Annotated in this window: 1 protein-coding gene; it reads left to right on the top strand. The window is 75.3% G+C overall.

Going from position 1 to position 979, the window contains the following annotated elements:
- Positions 1-122: 122 nt before the first annotated feature.
- The coding region (locus P2Q00_RS50585; protein ID WP_275781988.1) for a winged helix-turn-helix transcriptional regulator at positions 123-979 on the top strand (857 nt) is incomplete at its 3' end.

The raw sequence follows: 979 nt of genomic DNA, 5'->3' as shown, positions 1-979 counted from the left end.
CCACCGTCAGGTCCGCGTCTACGTCGGTGTCGGCGTCGGGGCTGGTGTCCGGGGTCGTCGATACGACGGATGATTCGGGCTGGCAGGCGGCTGGTTCCTGACGTCGGGGACGGGGAGCCAGGGTGAGTACCAGCCAGCAGCCGCCGTCGGACCCGGAGTGCACGCTCGGCCCTGAGGGTGCGGGTGGTGTGGAGGGTTCGGAGTATCTGCTTGCGTTGCGGGATGGCCTGTTGGGGCGGGCGCCGGTGGAGTGGGTGGCGGCGGATGCGCTGGTGGTGGGGTTTACGCCGCGGTCCGGGGGTGCGGATGAGGAGTATGTGCGGGAGCTGGCGGGGTCGGTGACGCCGTGGCCGGCGATCTGGGTGCACCGGCCGACGATGACGGTGGTGGACGGGGTGCACCGGCTGCGGGCGGTCCGGCTGCGCGGTGAGGACCAGGTTGCGGTGCGGTTCTTCGACGGGGACCTGCAGGACGCGCTGCTGCTGGCGGTGGCGGCCAATGTGACCCATGGACGGGCCCTGCCGCTGGCCGACCGGGTGGCCGCCGCCGAGCGGATCTTCACCGCCCGGCCCCGCTGGTCGGACCGGGCGGTCGCGGCCGTGGCCGGCCTGTCCGCGAAGAAGGTCGCCCAGCTCCGCCGCGCCTGCCCACCCCCCACCACCCACCCCGCCGATCCCACCCACCCCGATCCCGCAGACCCCGGCGGCCCCGCCGGCGTGGCGGGCGGTGCGGAGCCCGCGGCCCGGATCGGGCGGGACGGCCGGGCCCGGCCACTGAGCTCGGCCCGCGGCCGGGAACTGGCCAGCCGGCTCATCCGCCAGGACCCCGGCGCCTCCCTGCGCCAGATCGCCCGCCGCGCGGGCATCTCCCCCGCCACCGTCGCCGACGTCCGCGACCGCCTCCGCCGAGGCGAAGACCCCCTCCCACCACGCCAACGAGCCGCAACAACCCACCCACCAAAACACCCGGATCAACCGGA

It is taken from the genome of Streptomyces coacervatus (genome assembly GCF_029223485.1).
Lineage (GTDB): Bacteria > Actinomycetota > Actinomycetes > Streptomycetales > Streptomycetaceae > Streptomyces > Streptomyces coacervatus.
This window is presented reverse-complemented; position numbering and strand designations above follow the sequence as displayed.